The sequence below is a fragment of the Mycobacterium helveticum genome (genome assembly GCF_007714205.1).
Taxonomy (GTDB): Bacteria; Actinomycetota; Actinomycetes; order Mycobacteriales; family Mycobacteriaceae; genus Mycobacterium; species Mycobacterium helveticum.
On record NZ_VMQU01000014.1, the window covers coordinates 1 to 15732 of the forward strand.

A 15732-nucleotide genomic window follows, 5' to 3' on the forward strand; every position below is an offset into this window, starting at 1 on the left:
GTAGTGGGACCGTTGCCTTCGCCCACTCGCCAGGCGACCTGCGACAATTCGCCCGTCTGATGCAATTCCCGAGGGTTGAGGTAGTGCATCGTGGTTTGGACACTGGCGTGACCGAGGAGTTCCTTCACGGTCAGCACCGGGTTCGCCAGCAGCAGATAGTGGTCCCCGGTGCGCTGCCCTCCTTCCTTCATCAGCGCTGCGAGCATCCGGACCGCGTAGGAATGTCGCATCGTGTGCGGTGTGACATGAACGTGGCGGGGTGGTTGATCCCGGTGGCCGGAGCGGCGGACTCGTTCGCGAGCGTCGGCGAAGAGTTGGTTCCAGCGTTCGAGACCGGGCGCAAGTCCATTACGGGACACGAACAACGCGAGTGGGTCGATGGTGCCGTCGTCAAGAACCCGGACCGATTGGGCACGGTCCTTGTTGCTGAACCGAACCAACGGAATGCGCTGGGACCCGACGGCGACGTAGAGCTTTCCCCGCCGCTCGATCAGATCGTCGATCACCAGCAGTGAACCGTCACGAACCTTGGCGCGGAGGCTGCGCTGTGCCGCCTGTACGACGCGGTGCCGTTCAGTCTGGCGGTAGAGGTCGGCGGCGTGAGCTACCTGTGCGGTGACGTAGACAGATCGGACCACCTGCTTCTTGCCGAGCCGATCGAAGACGTGGATGGACTCCGATCCCATCGTCTCCGGTGCCGGAACCTCGGCGTCGACGAGAAGCGCGCACTCCTCACGTCGCAGGCCAGTCGTTGCGAGCAACAGCCCGTACACGTAGTCCCGCTCCGGGTACCCAGGTGTGCTCGCCGACTCGCAGCCGTCACCACGCACGCCAACTTCGAGGAAGTGCTTGGTCTGAGCCGCCGTAAGGAAGCGCGCTCGACGTTGATGTCGTGTCCGGGAAATGAGGGTGTTGCGGTTGTTGCGGCCCCAGCGAGGGATCGGGTCTTTCGCCATCCAGCCGACCTGGGTGGCGAAAAAGAAGAATGAGGAGAAGCAGCCAAACTCGGTCGCCAGCGTGGTGCTTTGGACTTCCTGCTGGCGGGCGTCGCGATACGCCGTCAGATCGTCGGTCGTTGCCGCGGTGAGGTCTATTAATTCCCCGCATCGGCGTGCCCGGACGAACCTGAGTAGCCGGGCGAGATGGTAGGCGTGGAAGCTCCGGAGGCTGTCGAGGTCGTAGGCCCGTTGACGCCACGCGATGAGCAGGTAGGTGTTGAGTCGGTCGCAACCGGTCAGTGAGCCGTCGTCGTCGACGATGAACGGCAGGCCCTCCGGGATGTCGTGGCGGTCGAGCGTCTCCACAACCGACGACCATGAGAGCGACGACGCGCCGTCGGAAGCGTGAAGCACTTCGTGCGCATGTGCGCTTCTCTGCGCCACAACTATCCGCATAAAGAAACCTCCTTGCCGACTGTGCATCCAGTGGTACTCCACGGGTATGACACTTTTGCTCGTCGGCAAGGAGGTCTCAGATATGAAGTTGTCTGTACTTCAAAAGTGGAGCTGCCGGGAATCGAACCCGGGTCCTACGGCATTCCCTCAAGGCTTCTCCGTGCGCAGTCCGCTATGTCTCTACTCGGATCTCCCGGTCACGCGAACCAGCCAGGATGACGATCCCAGTCGCTGTGAGTGTCCCGATGAGTCCCGCGACCGGACTCACCGGTGGATCCCTCTAGCTGACGCCAGGCTCCGGGTCGAGGGCTTTCCCGGTCTGACGGACTAGCTGTCGCTTAGGCAGCGAGAGCGTAGTCGCGCTGATGTGAATCGGCGCTTATCTGGTTGCAACGACGCTTACGGTGGTCTCTTGCCTGCACCGGCACGCTTCCCTTGATTCGATGCGCGAAGTCGAAACCGTTCAGCCCCATGTCTTCGAACATCCCCGCCAACTTTCGGCAGGAAAATCCATAGTACCCCGCTACCAACCGGCACCGACGCAGCTTTGTTCCCGACACCAGCGGGTCAGATGACGAAGTTCAGGTGGTCGACGATGCGCTGGGCGACCTCCCGGTCACCACCGAGTTCGACGTCGCGCGCGCGGCTCGGACACATCGGCCGCCCGCCGGCCAGCCTGGTGAACTGCAGCCCGTCCAGGCGGATCGTCGCGGTCGGCTCCTGCGGGCCGAAGTCGTCGACCACCCGCGCGCGGCCGTCGACGCTGACGCGGATGCTGCGGGCCAGCGGCCCCGTCAGCTCGAACAGGACGCGGGAGCCGTCGGGGGCCTTGGCGCGCTTGCCCACGACGAAGCCCATGGTGCCGGCGATCTCGTCCAGGGACAGCTGTGCCGCCGGCCCGTCGAGTTCGGCGTCGGACGACGGCCGCTGCAGCGCGGCGCGGATGTCCTGCTCGTGCATCCAGCAGTCGAACACCCGGATCCGCATGAACCGTCCGTAGCTGTCCATGCCCGCCGGCGTCGGGGTGACCGCGTTCCACGCCTCGTCGGACATGCCGGCCAGGGCCTTGCGGCGGCTGTCGGTGATCTCCCGGAACCGGGCCAGCACGTCGGCGCCGCGTTCCCCGCCGAGATGGCGCACCCAGCACTCGTTCATCGCTCCGATGTCGTTGCGCACGTGCTCGAGCGTCTTGACGTCGCAGTCGGGCTCGGGTGCGGGGATGCCGGACAGGAACGACTCGGTGCCGATCATGTGCGACACCAGCGCCTGCACATCCCAGCCGGGCAGCGGGCTCACCGCCTGCCACTGCGTGTCCGGCAGCCCGTCGAGGAGCGCGCCGAGGTCGTCCCATACCGCGAAGAGCCCGGCGAGCACCGCAGACTTGGGGAGGATGGTCACGGGTCGGTCGGCCATCGTCGGATCGTAAGCCGCTGCGCTTTCCCCGACGCGGCCGGCCTGGGTGGGTAGAGCCGTCGCGGTCACCCCGAAGCGATCATCGCCACGGAACCCATGGCCAGGAGCATGCCGATGCCCTGCCAGCGGGTCACCCGCTCGCGCAGCACCACCATCGCCAGCACGACCGTCGCCGCCGGGTACAGCGAGATCAGCATGCTGGCCAGCGACAGCAGCCATGACCGCAGCGCAGCGAGCATGGTGAGGTTGGCGACGATGTCCAGCAGCGCCACCACGCCGGTCAGCATCAACGTCTTGCCGCGGGGCAGTCGCAGGTTCTTGCTCGTCGCGGCGAGCGCCAGCACCACCACGGTGGCCAGCAGACGCGCGAAGAACAGGGGCCAGAGCCGGCATTCGTGCGGCGCCTGGTGCAGGAACACCAAGTCCAACCCGAACGCCACCCCGGCCGCGACCGTGAGCCAGGCGACCTTGGGGGTGAACCGGTACGGCGACCCGCCCTCCGCGGTGCCCTCGCGGCTGACCAGCAGCACCGCGAGCATTGCCAGTACGACACCCACCGACGCCAGCTGCCCCGGCCGCTCCCCCAGCACCACGCCGACGGCCACGGGCACGGCGGCGTTGAGCACGGCCGCCAGGGGCGACACCACCGAGATCGGCCCGGACCCCACCGCCGCGAAGAACGCCCACATACCCAGCGCCTGGCTGATGCCGTACAGGGCACCCCAGACGATGGCACCGAGGCGAATCGGCCCGCCGGCGCCGACGGCCAGCACAGCCAGCAGCACGACCTCCACCGGGTAGGCGACCAGCAAGACCCGCAGCGCCGCGACGCGGCGTGCGGCTACCCCGCCCACGAAATCGCTGACGCCGTAGGAAACGGCCGACAGCTGGGCGTAGGCGGCGCCGATCAGGTCAGCCCCTTGGCCCGGCGGCCCAATTCGCGGACCACTTCGCGGTTGGCGTCGCGGCGAGCCAAATCCTGGCGCTTGTCGTACGCCCGCTTGCCGCGCGCCAATGCGAGTTCGACCTTGACTTTGCCTTCGGAGAAATACAACGACAACGGCACCAGGGCGAGGTTACCATCGCGGATCTTGCCGATCAGGGTGTCGATCTGGCGGCGGTGCAGCAGCAACTTTCTTTTGCGGCGGGGCTCATGATTGGTCCAGCTGCCATGCTGGTACTCCGGAATGTGCAGGTTGTGTAGCCACACTTCGCCGTCTTCGACGAGCGCGAAAGCGTCGGCCAGCGAGGCGTGACCCTCGCGCAGGCTCTTCACCTCCGTACCCTGCAACGCGACCCCGGCCTCGAACAATTCGATGATCGAATAGTTGTGGCGCGCTTTGCGATTGGTAGCGACGATTCGTTTGCCACCGCGTTTGTCGCCCGCCGCCTTAGCCCGCCCCGAGTCGTTGGCCACAGCTAGTCCCGCACGTAGAGCCGCAAAGTCACGTACGCCGTCAGGCCGGCCATCGCCACGCCGAGCAGGAACAGCCACGGCGAGATGTACAAGATGTCGGCGTAGTCCACCCGCGCGATCAAGTTTGCCTGGTAGAACTGGTTCAGAGCGTTTTCCAGGAACGAGGCCCGCACCAGGATCAGGCCGGCGATTGCTATCGCCACCCCGACGGCGGCGGCGACCATCGCCTCCACCAGGAAGGGCAGCTGCGTGTACCAGCGGCTGGCGCCGACCAGCCGCATGATCCCGATCTCGGTTCGCCGCGTATACGCCGCGACCTGGACCATGTTGGCGATCAGCAGCACGGCCCCGACCGCCTGGACCAGGGCGACCGCGAACGCCACGTTGCTCAGGCCGTCCAGGACCGCGAACAACCGGTCGATCAGATCCTTCTGGTTGAGCACCGACAGCACCCCCGGCTGGCCCTGCATGGCCATGTCGAAGTCCTTGTGCTGCTCGGGGTTGTTCAGCTTGACGATGAACGACGCCGGGAAGGAGTCCTTGCCGGCGACCTCCTTGTACTGCGGGAACTTGCGGATGGCGTCCTCGTAGGCGTCGGTGCGGTTGAGGAACCGCACCGACTTGACGTCGTCGCGGGCCTCGATGCGCTGCCGCAGCGCCTTGCAGGGGTCGGCGTCGCAGGCCGGGTCGTTGGCGGAGACGTCCTCGGTCAGGAAGACCTGCGTCTCGACGCGGTCGAGGTAGATGGCCCGCGAGTTGTCGGCCAGCCGGATCACCAGCAGACCGCCGCCGAACAGGCCGATCGAGATCGCCGTCGTCAGGACCATCGCCGCGGTCATGGTGATATTGCGACGAAGACCGGTCAGGACCTCGTTGAGCAGGAAGCCGAAGCGCACTTAGCGGTCCATCCCGTAGACGCCGCGCTGTTCGTCACGAACCAGCCTGCCCAACGACAACTCGACGACCCGCTGCCGCATCGAGTCGACGATGTGGTGGTCGTGAGTGGCCATCAGCACCGTGGTACCGGTCCGGTTGATCCGCTCCAGCAGGTCCATGATGTCGTTGCTGGTGTCGGGGTCGAGGTTGCCGGTGGGTTCGTCGGCCAGCAACAGCAGCGGCCGGTTGACGAACGCGCGGGCGATCGCGACGCGCTGCTGCTCACCCCCCGACAGCTCGTGCGGCAGCCGGTTGGCTTTGCCGGACAGGCCGACCGTCTCGAGCACGTCGGGCACGACCCGGTTGATGGCGTCGCTGCGTTTGCCGATCACCTCCAGGGCGAAGGCCACGTTCTCGTACACCGTCTTCTGCTGCAGCAGCCGGAAGTCCTGGAAGACGCAGCCGATCACCTGCCGCAGCTTCGGTATGTGACGGCCGGGGAGCTTGTTGACGTGGAACTTCGACACCCGCACGTCACCGACGCTCGGTGACTCCGCGCCCAGCAGCAGCCGCATGAACGTCGACTTGCCCGAACCCGACGGTCCGATCAGAAAGACGAATTCACCCTTGTCGATCTTGACGTTCACGTCCTCCAGCGCCGGACGGGCCGACGCTTTGTACTTCTTGCTGACATGGTCCAGGGTGATCATCACGGCACGCCAGTGTAGCGGTGGATTTCGCCGGCGGGCGCCGTCAACCGGCCGGTGGCGCGGAAGTCGGCACCGGGCCGGGGCCCGGCGGCGGTGGCGTGGTCGGGGTGGTGCTGGGCGGGCAGAAGGGCGGCGGCAGCAGGCACGGCAGCTGCGGCGGCACGAACGGCGGCGCCGCGGTGGTCGTCGTCGTGACGGGCGGCGGCACGGTGGTGGACGGGACCGGCGGCACCGTCGCGGTCGGGATGGGCGTGTACCTGGCGGTGGGTGGCGGCTGCACCCTGGTGCGCGGCACCCAGGTGTAGTTCGGATCGGGCACGAAACCCGGCGGCACCACCGCCGGGACCGGCGGCTTGGCGGGCGGCGGCGGGCGATAGGTGTCGTAGACCCACCACACCGCCAGGAACGCGATGATCAGCACCAGCGTCGACGTGCGCAAACGCCCGCCGAACAGGTAACCCGGCCAGTGACGTTCCTGCTCGGCGCCGTGCTTCCCGAGGATGTTGAGGGTGACTTTCACCGGCGCTGCACCGCGTCCGTGGTCGTGTCGCCGGCATCCGTGGTGTCCTCCCGGGCCGCCGTGGTCTTCTCGAGGGCGGCCTTGGCGGCCGGCACCGCGGGGTCGTCTTCGACCAGGCCCACCTTCGCGTCGGCCGCGGTGACGATGCCGACGCGCGCCAGCGCCCGGATGACCAGCACCCGCAGCTGCCGGCCCACCTCGAACTGCTTGCCGGGCAGCGTGCGGGCCACCATGCGCAGGGTGACGGTGTCGACTGCGATGCTTTCCACCCCCATCACGGTCGGCGCGTCCAGCAGCAGGTCCTTGAGCACCGGGTTGCCCATCGCGCGTTCGCATTCCTGGTGCAAGACGTCGTTGACGCGGTTGAGGTCGGCGTTGATCGACACCGGAATGTCCACCACCGCGCGCGCCCAGTCCTTGGACAGGTTGACCACCTTGACGATCTGGCCGTTGGGAATGGTCAGCACCTCACCATCCGCCGAGCGCAGTCGGGTCACCCGCAGGGTCACGTTCTCGACCGTGCCGCTGGCTTCCGTCGAGGCAACCACGGTCACGGTGACCAGGTCGCCGAAGCCGTACTGCTTCTCGACGATGATGAAGAAGCCGCTCAGCAGGTCCCTGACCAGCTGCTGGGCGCCGAAGCCCAGCGCGGCGCCCACCACGGTGGCCGGCGCGATCAGGCCACCCACCGAGAACCGCAGAATATCGGCGATCTGCAGCATCACCCAGATGCCGACGATGACGATCGACACCCACGAGATCACCGAGGCCACGGCCTGCCGGTGCTTGGTGGCCTCCGAGCGCACCAGCGCGTCGCTTTCGGTGAACCCGATGTCCAGCTTCCGGGTCACCTGTTGCGCCACCCAGTTGACGAAGCGGGCCGCCAGCACCGCCGCGATCAGCACCATGACGATCCGCAGACCCCTGGTGATGATCCATTCGCCGATCTCGCCGCGCCAGAAGTCGTGCCAGCGCTGGGTCGCGGAGGCTGCGGAGACCCTGGCCGCGGCGAGGGCGGTGGGGTTGACGGTGGGGTTAGTCGTCATCTTTTCGGTTGCGCCAGCGGATTCCCGCTTCCAGGAACCCGTCGATGTCGCCGTCCAGGACCGCCGCCGGATTGCCCACCTCGTACTCGGTGCGCAGGTCCTTGACCATCTGATACGGGTGCAGCACATAGGAGCGCATCTGGTTGCCCCAGGAGCTGCCGCCCTCACCTTTCAGGGCGTCCATCTCGGCACGCTCCTCGGAGCGCTTGCGCTCCAGCAGCTTGGCCTGCAGCACCCGCATCGCCGAAACCTTGTTCTGCAGCTGGGACTTCTCGTTCTGGCAGGTCACGACGATCCCCGTCGGGATGTGGGTCAGACGCACCGCCGAGTCGGTGGTGTTCACCGACTGGCCGCCGGGCCCGCTGGAACGGTAGACGTCCACGCGGACGTCGCCCTCGGGGATGTCGATGTGATCGGTGGTGTCCACGACCGGGAGCACCTCGACTTCGGCGAACGACGTCTGGCGCCGGCTCTGGTTGTCGAACGGGCTGATCCGGACCAGGCGATGGGTGCCCTGCTCCACCGACAACGTGCCGTAGGCGAACGGCGCGTGCACGGCGAAGGTGGCGCTTTTGATGCCGGCCTCCTCGGCATAGGAGGTGTCGAACACCTCGACCGGGTACTTGTGCTGCTCGGCCCACCGGATGTACATGCGCATCAGCATCTCGGCCCAGTCGGCGGCGTCGACCCCGCCCGCGCCGGAGCGGATGGTGACCAGCGCCTCCCGCTCGTCGTACTCGCCGGACAACAGGGTGCGCACCTCGGTGGCTTCGATGTCGGCGCGCAGCGCCTCGAGCTCAGCGTCGGCCTCGGCCAGCGCTTCAATACCGCTGGCCGCGCCCGCGTCCTCCTCGGCGGCCAGCTCGTAGAGCACCGGCAGGTCGTCGAGGCGCCGCCGCAGCTCCTCGATGCGGCGCAGCTCGCCCTGGGTGTGCGAGAGCTCGCTGGTCACCCGCTGGGCCCGGGTCTGGTCGTCCCACAGCTGCGGATCGGAGGCCTCGTGCTCGAGCTTCTCGATGCGGGTGCGCAGACCATCCACATCGAGCACCCGCTCCACCGTGGTCAGGGTGGAGTCGAGAGCGGCGATGTCGGCTTGACGGTCGGGTTCCACAGCCGACCACGTTACCGGCGCGGCGGCGCGCGGCGAATGCTCAGGTCGCCGTCGGCGAGCAGACGTTTAGCATCGAGGGACCGCTTCGTTGCATCCCCGACCGCGCAAAGGCTTGAGCATGCGTCCGCCCCACCCGTATCACGTTGCCATCGTCGGCTCCGGACCGTCGGGATTTTTCGCCGCGGCCGCCCTGCTGAGGGCGGCCGACGCGTCGGAAGACTTCGACATCTACGTCGACATGCTGGAGATGCTGCCGACGCCGTGGGGGCTGGTGCGCTCGGGGGTGGCACCCGATCACCCGAAGATCAAGTCGATCAGCCGGCAGTTCGAGAAGACCGCAGAAGATCCGCGCTTCCGGTTCTTCGGCAACGTGGTGGTGGGCGAGCACGTGCAGGCGGGCGAGCTCGCCGAGCGCTACGACGCCGTCGTCTACGCCGTCGGGGCGCAGTCCGACCGCGCGTTGCGCATTCCCGGCGAGGACCTGCCGGGCAGCGTCGCCGCCGTCGACTTCGTGGGCTGGTACAACGCCCACCCCAACTTCGCGCGGATGGCGCCCGACCTGTCGGGCGCCCGGGCCGTCGTCATCGGCAACGGCAACGTCGCACTCGACGTCGCCCGCATCCTGATCACCGATCCGGACGTGCTGGCGCGCACCGACATCGCCGATCACGCGCTGGAGACGCTGCGGCCCCGCGGTGTGCGGGAAGTGGTGCTCGTCGGCCGGCGCGGCCCGCTGCAGGCCGCGTTCACCACGCTGGAGCTACGCGAGCTCACCGACCTCGAGGGGGTCGATGTGATCGTCGACCCCGCCCAGCTGGACGGCATCACCGACGAGGACGCGGCCGCGGCGGGCAAGACGGTCAAGCAGAACATCAAGGCGCTGCGCGACTATGCGGGCCGCGAACCCCGCCCGGGGCACCGCCGCCTGGTGTTCCGGTTCATGACATCGCCGATCGAGATCAAGGGCGACGGCAAGGTGGAAAGCATCGTGCTGGGCCGCAACAAACTGGTCACCGACGCCGGCGGGCGGGTGACGGCCGAAGACACCGGGGAGCGCGAGGAGTTGCCGACCCAGTTGGTGGTGCGGTCGGTCGGTTACCGCGGTGTGCCGATCCCGGGACTGCCGTTCGACGAGCGGAGCGGGACCATCCCCCACACCGACGGCCGGATAGCGGGCCGCCGCAACGAGTACGTCGTCGGGTGGATCAAGCGGGGGCCGAGCGGGGTGATCGGCACCAACAAGAAGGACTCCCAGGACACCGTCGACACCCTGATCGCCGATCTGAGCGGCGCCGGCGCGGACGAGCCGGCCGGCCGCGAAGCCGGCCGTGCCGACGAACTGGCCGAGTGGCTGTCCTCGCGCCAGCCCAAGCTGGTCACCGCCGCCCACTGGCAACTCATCGACCGCTACGAGCGCGCCGCCGGCGAGGCGCACGGGCGCCCCCGCGTCAAACTGCCCGACCGGGCGGAGCTACTGCGCATCGCCCACGGTTAGACGAGCGGCGCCGTCCACCGCAGCGCCGTTCCCCCGGTCGCGGTGGTCTCGACGGTGAGCTCGCCGCCGGCCTGCGCCGCACGCCGCCGCAGCCGCGCCAGGCCGGAGCCGGCGCCGCCCGCGGGAGTGCCGCAACCGTCGTCGCTCACCTCGATGCGCAGATCGTCGCCGACGGTGACCCGGATCGTCACCGCGCCGGCCCGGGCGTTCCGCACGGCGTCGACGAGCGCTTGGGAGACCACCGCCTCGGCGTGGTCGGCCAGGGTGCCCTCGACCACCGACAGCGGCCCGACGAACTGCACGCTGGTGCGCAGGTCACCGGCGAGCCGGGCGACCGCGTCGTCGATCCGTTCGCGCAGCGAGGCCCCCGCCGGCGCTCCGTGCAGGCCGTAGATGGTCGCCTGGATCTTCTGGATGACACCCTGCAGGTCGTCGACGGCGTCGGCGAGTCGTCGCTGCACTTCGGGAACGCGCGCGAGCGGAACGGCGGCCTGTAACGCCAGGCCGACCGCGAAGAGCCGCTGTATCACGTGGTCGTGCAGGTCACGCGCGATGCGGTCCCGCTCGGTGACCACGTCGAGTTCGCGCATCCGCCGCTGCGAGGTGGCCAGCTGCCAGGCCAGCGCGGCCTGGTCGGCGAACGCCGCCATCATCTCGACCTGTTCGTCGGTGACCGAGCCCGCCGTGCCGCCGTGCAGCACGACCACGATGCCCGCGACGGTGTCGGTGGCCCGCAGCGGCAGCACCAGCGCGGAGCCCAGGTCCACACCGTGCAGATCGACGTGGTCGACCTGCCGTGGACGGCCGTCGGCCAGCACGTCGGCCAGCGGTGTGCGCGCCACGGCAAGCGTTCGCTCGCTCGCCGAAACCCTTGCGCTGCCTTCGGTTTCGATCACCAGCAGCTCGTGGACGGCGGCGATCGGCATCCCCTCGTCGACGGGGACCGCGACGAGGACACCGTCGGCCGCGGTCAACGCCAGGGCCTCCTCGGCGACGAGCCGGAACACCGTCGCGGGATCCGTGCCGGACAACAGTTCGGTGGCGATGTCGCGGGTGGCCTCGATCCACGACTGCCGCGCCCTGGCCTGCTCGTAGAGCCGGGCGTTCGCCAGGGCGATGCCGGCGGCGGCGGCCAGCGCCTTGACCAGCACCTCGTCCTCCTCGCTGAACGGCTGCCCGCTGAGCTTGTCGGCCAGGTAGAGGGTCCCGAACGAGTCGCCGCGCACCCGGATCGGCACCCCCAGGAAGGTCCGCATCGGCGGGTGGTGCGGCGGAAACCCCACCGAAGCGGGGTGGTCGGCAATGCTGTCCAGCCGCAGCGGTTGCGGATCGCGGATCAGCAGACCGACGATCCCCTTGCCCTCGGGGACATGACCGATGCGCCGGACCGTTTCCTCGTCGATGCCGTCGTGGACGAATTGCGACACGCGCCGATTCCGGTCGTGCACTTCCAGGGCTCCGTAGCGGGCGTCGACCAGGTCGGTCGCCGAGTGCACGATCGAGCGCAGGGTGGCGTCCAACTCCAGCCCGGCCGTGACCACCAGCATCGCCTCGACCAGCCTGTCGAGGCGGTCACGGCCCTCGACCATCTGCTCGACGCGGTCCCGCACGTCGGCCGCGTCCCCGGCGGGACCCGCTGGCGTCCTGGCCTTCGCGGGATTCATCGCGCCGCCCTACAGGTTTCCGAAACGGAACGCCAGCACGGAATGTTTGGCATTGGTGGCGCCGCACAACTCGCGGCAGACACGCGAGTCGGTGACGAACAGTTGGTCGGACTCGCCGTCGGCGGCCAGGTATTTCTCGACGGTCCCGCGCACGACGACGGACTCGACCGGCACGTCGGGGTACAGGCGCGCCCATGGGGCGATCCGCCGGCTCAGTTCGGCCTGCGCCAGCCGTTTGCCGTCGGCGTTGTCGGGCCCCGCGGAGGCGGCCACCGAGAGCGCGCGCAGCGGGGCACGCCGCAGCCTGGCCTCGTCGAAGGCGCACCGCAGCAGCGCGGCGTTGTCCGCCTCGACGACGACCCGGCTGACCCGATGATCCGCCGGCTGGCCCGGCGCCCGCCGGATCACCGCCACCGGGCACAGGGCCGAGGCCGCCAGGGACGCCGCCAGCGAACCGACACCGTGCTGTGCGTGGTTGAGCCCGAGCGCCCCGACACAGATCATCGCGGCGGCCCGCGACTCTTCTACCAGTACGACAAGTGGCTTCCCCGTGAGGATTTCGGTCTCGACCTGCACCGGCTTACCGGTCGCCTCGACGGCGCGTTGAGCGTCGCGCAGGGCCGACCGGGCGGTGGCATGCCCGCCCGCGCCGACTTCCGCGCCGACCGGGTGCGACGACTCGACGACGTAGACCAATCGCAGCGGTATGTCCCGGCCGACCGCCTCGTCGACCGCCCACCGGGCCGCATCGCCGGCCGCCTTGGACCCGTCCACGCCGACGACGACCGTCGGAGCCGACGTGCGCAGGTGCTCTCCCCTGGACTGGCTCACGTCGCCACGTTAACCGCGAGAAGCCCGGCGGTTCAGGGGCATTGGATGCACAAACGGGTGCCATTGGTCCCTATTCGCGGTCTCGGGGGTTGCCAACCCCGATGCGGCCCCATTCGAGCCGTCCGATGCGGGTGCCACGACTCGGCGTGTGGCGCGTTGGTCGCACGTCGGGTCACCGGACCCTTGGGATTTCACTTGATCAACGCAAACAATTGATATATTCCGCATGCGGCGCGCATGCCAACTTGCGATTTTTATGACGGTCCCAACCGAAGGTCACCTTCAATGCCCTGCGCGCGCATGCCCCCAGCGGGTGTCATCCGCACCACGTGTTTCATTGGCACCAGATTGGTAACCCGTGCCGCGCCGTCTGACAGCATTCCCGCTCACCCAAGCCCGTCGACCCGAAAACCGCTTCCTGGCTTTACATTTGGTTCCCAATCCCATGCAGGCAGGCACCGCCCCCACCACACCGGCCGCTAATCCCTCAACCAAGGCGATGCGACACAGGTATTACCTCTTCTCTGCACCGGAGATCAATTCCACCCGGATGTACACCGGCCCCGGCGCCGGCTCCCCTCCTGGCCGCCGCGGGAAGCTGGGACGCGGTCTCCGCCGAGCTGAGCGCCACCGCCGAGGGATACGAGTCGGCGGTCTCGGGGCCGGACCTGCACTGGCGTGGCCCGGCCGCGGAGGCGATGACGGCCACCGCCGCCCGGTACATGGGTTGGCTGCAATCGACGGCCGAGCAGGCGAAGCGGACGGCCATGGCGGCCAGGACGGCGGCGGCGGCCTACGAGCACGCGTGTGCGATGAGGGTTGCGGTCAGCTCCGCCTACTACATGGAGGCGTTGCCCGCCGGCGTGATCGGCGCCGAGAACAACCTGGGCGTCCTGCCCAACCTCGGTGCCGCCGGGCGGCTGTCGCCGCTCCGGCCGAGATCGCCCCGGGGATCGCCCCGGCGCTGAGCGCCGCGTCCACGGGCGGTGCCGGGGGGCTGGGCAACGTCGCCGCGACACTTGCCCGTGCGGGCACGATCGGACCGATGTCCGTGCCGGCCGGCTGCTCCGCGCCGTCGACCAGCACCGTCGCGGCGCTGGAGCCCGTTGGGATGACCACGCTGCTGGGGACCGAGGAGGCGGCCGCATCCCCGGCTACCCGGGCTACCCGGGGATGCCCGGCGGGATGGCCGCGCGCGGCATGGGCATGGGCGCCCCGCCCCGGTACGGCGTCAAGCCTACGGTGATGCCGCGCCCGCCGGCTGATACGAGTCCGGCCCGCTGGCCGTTCGCTGCTGTTCGCGGCACTCACCAGCTAGGGAAAAGTGGGACAATGGATTTCGCTTTGTTGCCCCCGGAGGTCAACTCCGGCCGGATGCACAGCGGCCCGGGATCGGGCTCACCGATGGCCGCCGTGGGCCGCTGGGACTCCCTGTCGGCCGAGTTGGACAACACCGCCGCCACCTGCGCACCGGTGTTTTCGAGCCGGACCGGCCTGCACTGACACGGCCCGGCCGCCCGGACCAGGACGGCCACCACCGCCGAACACACCAGACAACCGAACACACCAGACAAACCGCCCTGCGGGCCCGCGCCGCCGCAGCCGCCTGCCAACTGGCCTCCGCCATGACAGTGCAACCACTCGGACTTCCCCGCGAGCATCCTCGGGCCTTGAACGACGCGCAGGTGTTGCCCAGCCCGGTGACCGCGGCGGCACCGTCCGCGCGCGGTGCCGTCGCTCGGCGACGCCGCCGGGTCCGGGGCGGGCCACCCGAACCGGTGGTCGCCCCCTGCCCGGGCGGAGTCGAGCCGGCTCGCCGTTGCCGGGCAACGACATTGCGGCGCAACCGGCATCCGGCTTGGTCACCCGGGCCGGCTCGGATGCGCCCGGGATGCCTGGGATGGCGGTCGGCTAGGCCTTCGGCCCCGCGGCCGTCGTCGCACGCTACGGCGTGCGCCTCACGGTGATGCGTCGCCCCGCGCGGGCGGCTAGCCTGCGGGCGGCGGCCCGGGCGGCTCGGGCGGTGCGAGCCTCCAGTTGTCGGGATTCTTCGGCGAGTACACCACCGGCAGCAGCTGGCCCATCGTGGGCCATTGGTCCACTTCGACTTCCATGCGCTGGTATACGGCGTGCTCAGCGACGGTGGGCCCGTTGATGACGCCGGCGATGGTGACGTACTGCCTGCCGGTGGCGTCCGGTCGCGGACTGACCCCGGTGACCAGCAGCGTGCCGCCGAGCGACTCCCCGCGCGGGCCGCGCGAAAGGAACCGCTGGGCAAGGAACACTCCCAGCACCGCCACCAGGATGAGCAGCACACCGAATTCCCACACCCGGACATGGTAGGACTGCTGTCATGAGCCGCGCCGGCGACGATGCAGTGGGGGCCCCTCCCGCTTGCGGGGGAGAGCGGCGCCCATGAGCCCCGCCGACCTGGCGCTGGCGCTGGCACTGGCCGACCATGCGGACACCTGGACCCGCGCCCGGTTCGGTGCGCTGGACCTGCGCGTCGACACCAAGCCGGACCTGACCCCGGTGACCGACGCCGATCGCGCCGTCGAGACCGAACTGCGCGAGCTGCTCGGGCGCGACCGGCCGGACGACAGCGTCCTCGGCGAGGAGTTCGGGGGCACGACGACTTTCCGTGGGCGGCAGTGGGTCATCGACCCGATCGACGGGACCAAGAATTTCGTCCGCGGGGTGCCGGTGTGGGCCAGCCTGATCGCATTGCTCGACGACGGCGTCCCGACGGTCGGCGTGGTGAGCGCGCCGGCGCTGCGGCGCCGGTGGTGGGCAGCCCGAGGCCATGGCGCCTTCGTCGGCGTCGACGGTGACCCCCCGCGCCGGCTGGCGGTTTCGGCTGTGGCACAGCTGGATTCGGCCAGCATGTCGTTCTCGAGCCTGTCGGGGTGGGCGCAGCGCGGGCTGCGCGACCGTTTCATCGAGTTGACCGATGACGTGTGGCGGGTGCGCGCCTACGGCGACTTTCTCTCCTACTGTCTCGTCGCGGAGGGGGCCGTCGACATTGCCGCCGAACCGGAGGTGTCGGTGTGGGACCTGGCGGCGCTCGACATCCTGGTGCGCGAAGCGGGTGGGGCGTTCACCGGCCTGGACGGGATGGCGGGCCCGCACCGCGGCAGCGCCGTGGCCACCAACGGCTTGTTGCATCAGCAGGTGCTGGGCAGGATCGTTGTGAATTAGATAACAGGCGGCCCTCGCTATCTTACTCCAAAGTAAGATAGAGTTCTCCGCACTGCC

15 protein-coding genes, 1 other RNA gene and 1 pseudogene are annotated in these 15732 nt (G+C 69.1%); 4 read left to right on the plus strand and 13 right to left on the minus strand.

The features are described 5' to 3' along the window. From FPZ47_RS05170 to prfB, 10 genes are all read right to left on the minus strand, one after another. Positions 1-1304, minus strand: a 1304-nt coding sequence (locus FPZ47_RS05170) for a site-specific integrase (protein ID WP_246133297.1), incomplete at its 3' end; no start/stop codon positions are given. Positions 1305-1497: 193 nt separating this feature from the next. Further along, positions 1498-1865, minus strand: a transfer-messenger RNA (tmRNA) gene (gene ssrA, locus FPZ47_RS05175). Positions 1866-1961: 96 nt separating this feature from the next. After that, positions 1962-2807 (minus strand): maleylpyruvate isomerase family mycothiol-dependent enzyme, encoded by an 846-nt coding sequence (locus FPZ47_RS05180; protein ID WP_144949527.1) that lies wholly within the window; start codon positions 2805-2807, stop codon positions 1962-1964. A 65-nt stretch (positions 2808-2872) separates the two neighbouring features. After that, positions 2873-3718, minus strand: a complete 846-nt coding sequence (locus FPZ47_RS05185) for an EamA family transporter (protein ID WP_342781052.1) — start codon at positions 3716-3718, stop codon at positions 2873-2875. Beyond that, the gene (gene smpB, locus FPZ47_RS05190; protein WP_144949521.1) at positions 3715-4224 is read right to left on the minus strand and encodes an SsrA-binding protein SmpB; all 510 of its coding nucleotides are present in this window, start codon (positions 4222-4224) and stop codon (positions 3715-3717) included. Before smpB ends, FPZ47_RS05185 begins: the two co-directional genes overlap by 4 nt. A 2-nt stretch (positions 4225-4226) precedes the next feature. Further along, the gene (gene ftsX, locus FPZ47_RS05195; protein WP_144949519.1) at positions 4227-5120 is read right to left on the minus strand and encodes a permease-like cell division protein FtsX; all 894 of its coding nucleotides are present in this window, start codon (positions 5118-5120) and stop codon (positions 4227-4229) included. Next, a complete protein-coding gene (gene ftsE / locus FPZ47_RS05200; protein ID WP_144949547.1) occupies positions 5121-5810 on the minus strand; it encodes a cell division ATP-binding protein FtsE in 690 nt (229 codons plus the stop codon). 43 nt (positions 5811-5853) lie between these two features. Then, entirely contained in the window at positions 5854-6330 is a 477-nt protein-coding gene (locus FPZ47_RS28265) for an Rv3103c family proline-rich protein (protein ID WP_168209368.1), read from the minus strand. Then, positions 6327-7376 carry a mechanosensitive ion channel family protein gene (locus FPZ47_RS05210; RefSeq protein WP_246133296.1) on the minus strand — a complete coding sequence of 350 codons (1050 nt, stop codon included), beginning with the start codon at positions 7374-7376 and terminating at the stop codon, positions 6327-6329. The genes FPZ47_RS28265 and FPZ47_RS05210 overlap by 4 nt, the downstream gene beginning before the upstream one ends. Next, positions 7366-8487 carry a peptide chain release factor 2 gene (gene prfB, locus FPZ47_RS05215; RefSeq protein ID WP_144949513.1) on the minus strand — a complete coding sequence of 374 codons (1122 nt, stop codon included), beginning with the start codon at positions 8485-8487 and terminating at the stop codon, positions 7366-7368. Before prfB ends, FPZ47_RS05210 begins: the two co-directional genes overlap by 11 nt. Before the next feature lie 118 nt (positions 8488-8605). Between prfB and FPZ47_RS05220 the strand changes: the two genes are divergently transcribed. Next, complete coding sequence (locus tag FPZ47_RS05220) at positions 8606-9982, plus strand: FAD-dependent oxidoreductase (RefSeq protein WP_144949510.1); 1377 nt, start codon at positions 8606-8608, stop codon at positions 9980-9982. On the opposite strand, the gene FPZ47_RS05225 is transcribed toward FPZ47_RS05220, so the two are convergent. Then, a complete protein-coding gene (locus FPZ47_RS05225) occupies positions 9979-11646 on the minus strand; it encodes a GAF domain-containing sensor histidine kinase (protein ID WP_144949507.1) in 1668 nt (555 codons plus the stop codon). The genes FPZ47_RS05220 and FPZ47_RS05225 overlap by 4 nt on opposite strands. 9 nt (positions 11647-11655) lie before the next feature. Beyond that, on the minus strand, positions 11656-12477 hold the full coding sequence (locus tag FPZ47_RS05230) for a universal stress protein (RefSeq protein ID WP_246133295.1): 822 nt from the start codon (positions 12475-12477) through the stop codon (positions 11656-11658). Positions 12478-12976: 499 nt separating this feature from the next. On the opposite strand from FPZ47_RS05230, the pseudogene FPZ47_RS28270 reads away from it, so the two are divergent. Both FPZ47_RS28270 and FPZ47_RS29250 read left to right on the plus strand, forming a co-directional pair. After that, positions 12977-13740: pseudogene (locus FPZ47_RS28270) on the plus strand (PPE family protein, SVP subgroup); the annotation flags it as partial. 69 nt (positions 13741-13809) lie between these two features. Further along, a complete protein-coding gene (locus tag FPZ47_RS29250; RefSeq protein ID WP_246133299.1) occupies positions 13810-13980 on the plus strand; it encodes a PPE domain-containing protein in 171 nt (56 codons plus the stop codon). Between the two features lie 485 nt (positions 13981-14465). Here the strand turns inward: FPZ47_RS29250 and FPZ47_RS29255 are convergent, their stop codons facing one another. Further along, on the minus strand, positions 14466-14807 hold the full coding sequence (locus tag FPZ47_RS29255) for a hypothetical protein (protein WP_246133294.1): 342 nt from the start codon (positions 14805-14807) through the stop codon (positions 14466-14468). An 85-nt stretch (positions 14808-14892) separates the two neighbouring features. Here FPZ47_RS29255 and hisN point away from each other — a divergent pair, with 85 nt between their 5' ends. Beyond that, entirely contained in the window at positions 14893-15675 is a 783-nt protein-coding gene (gene hisN, locus FPZ47_RS05250; RefSeq protein WP_144949504.1) for a histidinol-phosphatase, read from the plus strand. Positions 15676-15732 lie beyond the last annotated feature (57 nt).